The organism is Neisseria sp. P0022.S010 (genome assembly GCF_051956635.1).
Genome location: NZ_JBQCXF010000257.1, coordinates 1 through 4,054, shown reverse-complemented (window position 1 = coordinate 4,054; position 4,054 = coordinate 1). Strand labels below are relative to the sequence as shown.

Here is a 4,054-nt window from a genome sequence, read left to right as displayed (position 1 = left end):
CTCTCAACGGATAAGCGTATTTCCGTTAAAATACGCCTTCTTTTCCGATTCGAAACATTGCCATGCGCCTGACCCACATCAAACTCTCCGGCTTCAAATCTTTTACCGACCCGACCACGATTCATGTTCCGGGGCAGCTTGTTGCGGTTATCGGGCCGAACGGCTGCGGCAAGTCGAATGTGATTGACGCGGTGCGCTGGGTGTTGGGCGAGGCTTCGGCGAAGCAGCTTCGCGGCGAGAGTATGCAGGACGTGATTTTTAACGGTGCGGCGACGCGCCGTCCTGCGCCGAGGGCTTCGGTGGAGCTGGTGTTTGACAACAGCGACCACAGTTTGCAGGGTGCGTGGGGGCAGTATGCCGAGGTGAGCATCAAGCGGCAGCTGACGCGTCAGGGCGAATCGACTTATTTCATCAACAATCAGACCGTGCGCCGCCGCGACATTACCGATTTGTTCTTGGGTACGGGAGTAGGTGCGCGCGGTTATGCCGTTATCGAGCAGGGGATGATTTCGCGCATCATCGAAGCGCGGCCGGAGGAGTTGCGCGCCTATATCGAGGAAGCGGCGGGCGTGTCCAAATATAAGGAACGCCGCAAGGAGACGGAAGGCCGTCTGAAAGACACGCGCGAGCATTTGCAGCGTTTGGGCGATTTGCAGAACGAGTTGGCGCGTCAGGTGGAGAAGCTGGAAAAACAAGCCGAAACTGCCGAACGCTACAAATCCCTGACCGCGCAGTTGAACCAACAACAGGATTTGCTCGATTACGCCCAATGGCAGCAATCGCTTGCCGCCGCCGATAAGGCGACCGCGCAACATCAGTCTTTGCAGGCGCAGCAGGACGAAACCGCCGCGCAGGTTCAGGCGTTAAATGACGAAGTACACGCCTTGCAGACTGCAGAGCAGTCGCAGCAGCAGGCAGTACACGAATTGAGCAACAAACGCGGCGTGTTGCGCGAGCAGATTGCCCGTTTGGAAGAACAAATCCGCCATCAACAAAACCTGCACCAACGCATCGAACGCGACAAGCAGGCGGCTCAGGCGCAGTTGCAACGCATCCATCAGGAGCAGCAGCAAATCCGCGTGAAGCTGGAAGAAAACGAGTTGCTGGTAGAAGAAAAGCAAACCGAATTGGCAGAGTGGGCGATGCAGGTTGCCGAACACGAAGAGCGTCTGCCCGAATTGGAAGAAGCCCAAGCCACGCTTAACGCCGCCTTCCAAACCCAGCAGGACGAGGCAAACCGCATCCGTCGCGAACTGGCGTTGAAGCAGCAGCAGCTTGCCCATGCCGAACAAACCGTTGCCAAGCACGAAGAGCGCAAAGGCCGTCTGAAACAGGAAAACCAAGCCCTGAACCTGCCCGACGAAGCCGAAACCGCCGCCGCACAAGAAGCCGCCGCCTTGTTACAAAGCCAGCAAGAGCATTACGAAGAACAAATCATTGCCGCCGAAGAAGCCTTACACGCCGTCCGCGAGGCGTTTCAGACGGCCTCAAACCGTTTCCAAAGCCTGAAGCAGCAACACATCACCTTGCAGGCACAGCAGCAGGCGTTGTCGCAAATCCTGTCGCAACAGCAGGAAGCCGCCGACTTCTGGCAGGCAACCGACCACGCCGCCGCGCCGCAACTGTGGCAACACATCACCGCGCCCGCTGAGTGGCAGCACGCCTTGTCCGTCATCCTTGCCGAACGCCTGCACGCCCGCGCCGTGCCGCACGGTTTCGTGCCTCCCGCGCCTTTGCCGCAAGGGCAGGCGGCATGGCTTTCAGACGACCTCTCCGGCGGCATCAAAAAATCCCTGCCCGTACAGGCATTGCTGAACCAAATCCAAGCGCAGCCGCCGTTTCAGACGGTATTGCACCACTGGCTCGACGGCGTATTGTGCGCGCCCGATTTGAGCTACGCCCTCGCGCATCAAAACGATTTGGGCGCACACCAAATCTGGCTCACGCCCGAAGGCCATCAGGTCGACAAAGTTAGCGTCCTGCTCTATGCCAAACCCGCGCAGGAAAGCCTGATTGCCCAAAAAGCGCGTCTCGACGGCATCGCGTCCGAACTGGAAAACCTCGCCCCCGAACTTTCCGCCGCCGAAGCCGCGTTCAAACAGGCGGAGGCCACCGTGCGCTCATCCGAAGTGCAACATAAAAATCTGATGCAGCAGCAACAGCAGCACACGCGCCAGTACAGCCAGGCGCAGCAACGCGCCGCCGAACTTCTGGCGCGCACCAACCAAGGGCAAATCCGCCGCGAACACATCGAGCGCGAACTGGCGCAGTTGGCGGAAGAGCAGACCGTGTTGCAACACACGTCCGACGGGCTTTCAGACGACATCGCTACTTTGCAGGAAGCCGCCGCCGAACTCGAACACCAACAGCAAACCACCGCGCACAGCCGCCAAGAGCAGCAAGGCCGTCTGAAACAGGCGCAGCTTGCCCTATTGGAAGCCAACCGCCAATACGGGCTGGCTGAAGTTGCCGTCCACAAGCTCAACCAGCAAAAACAAAACTACCAGCAGCAAATCGCCCGGCTCGAACAGCAAACCCTAGACTGGCAGGAACGCCAGCAAGAGCTTGCCCTTGCCTATGAAACTGAGTTCCAAAACGACGAGCAGCACATCAAGCTCGACGAGCTGACCGAAGCCGTACACACGCTGGACGAAGAATACATCGCCGTGCAGGAAAAACTCGCGCAGATTCAGGAGCAGGGCAGGGAACAATACGCCCGCGTACAAGCCCTGCAAACCAAGCTGCCGCAGCTTCAGGCAGCCACCCAAACCGCCCTGTTGCAGCAGCAGGAAGCCCTGATTAACGCCAAACGCTACCATCAAAACCTGACCGAACGCGCCGCCGATTTGGACGCGCTCGAAGCGTTGGCGAAAGAATCGCCGAAAGTATTGAACAGCAGCATCGGCAGCCTCACCCAGCAAATCGAAGCCCTCGGCGCCGTCAACCTTGCCGCCCTGCAAGAACTCGAAGAAGCGCGCGAACGCGACGGCTACTACCGCAGCCAGAGCGAAGACGTGCAGGCCGCCATCACCCTTTTGGAAGAAGCCATCGCCCAAATCGACGACAAAACCAAAGCGCGTTTCAAAGAAACCTTCGATGCCGTCAACGGCAAAGTCCAAACCTTCTTCCCGACCCTGTTCGGCGGCGGCGAAGCCACCCTCAAAATGATAGGCGACGACCTCCTGACCGCCGGCGTGTCCATCATGGCGCGCCCGCCCGGCAAGAAAAACAGCACCATCCACCTTCTCTCCGGCGGCGAAAAAGCCCTCACCGCCATGAGCCTCGTGTTCGCCCTGTTCAGCCTCAACCCCGCCCCCTTCTGCCTCTTGGACGAAGTCGACGCCCCGCTGGACGACGCCAACACCTCGCGTTTCTGCAACCTGGTCAAAGAAATGTCGGCGCAAACCCAGTTCCTCTACATCTCCCACAACCGCCTGACCATGGAAATGGCGGAGCAGCTGGTCGGCGTAACCATGCAGGAAAAAGGCGTATCACGCGTCGTTGCCGTGGACATCAAACAGGCGTTGGAAATGGCCGAACCGAATTGAGGTAAGAATAAAGGCCGTCTGAAAGAATGAGGAAGAAATCTATCATTTCATCTTCCCATTTTTTCAGACGGCCTTTTTGTATTGGATAAAGCGTTATTGTTTCGATGTATTATCTTTTGCGCGTTGAGGTTGCTTTGCGCGTTGGTTGCTGCGGTTGACCGCATCGCGCCATGCTTTGCGTTCGGCTTCGATTTTGGCGGCTACTTCGTGAACCATGGTTTCTTGTTTTTTGACGGCCGGCTCTTTTGGTGTGTTGTCGGAAAAGTGGAGGCCGTACCACAAGGCGGCGAAAATGCTGCAGACGAAGATCACGGCAATCAAGCCGACGATGGCTTGTTTGCCGGCGAGGGGTTTTTCGGGGGGAGGGACGAGGACGTCAAAGCAGTCGGCGCAATCGAGGGCGAAGCAGACGTTTTCGGCTTCTTTGCGGCCGCGTCGGCCTTCTGTGATGTTGAAGGAGATGTGTTGCCCTTCGGCCGGAAGGCGGGTAAGGGTGGTGAAGGCGG

General features: G+C 58.2%; 2 protein-coding genes. One reads left to right on the top strand and one right to left on the bottom strand.

Features of this window, described 5'->3' with window-relative positions; translation table 11 throughout:
• Positions 1-62: 62 nt before the first annotated feature.
• Positions 63-3,548, top strand: a complete 3,486-nt coding sequence (smc, locus tag ACTHUT_RS14820) for a chromosome segregation protein SMC (protein ID WP_440385628.1) — start codon at positions 63-65, stop codon at positions 3,546-3,548.
• Positions 3,549-3,641: 93 nt separating this feature from the next.
• Here smc and ACTHUT_RS14815 read toward each other — a convergent pair.
• Positions 3,642-4,054: cold-shock protein (locus ACTHUT_RS14815; protein WP_440418972.1), on the bottom strand; the 413-nt coding region annotated here is incomplete at its 5' end.

Bases quoted from the DNA above. Each gene is read 5' to 3' on its own strand.
- smc (WP_440385628.1), top strand. From the start codon at position 63: ATGCGCCTGACCCACATCAAACTCTCCGGCTTCAAATCTTTTACCGAC.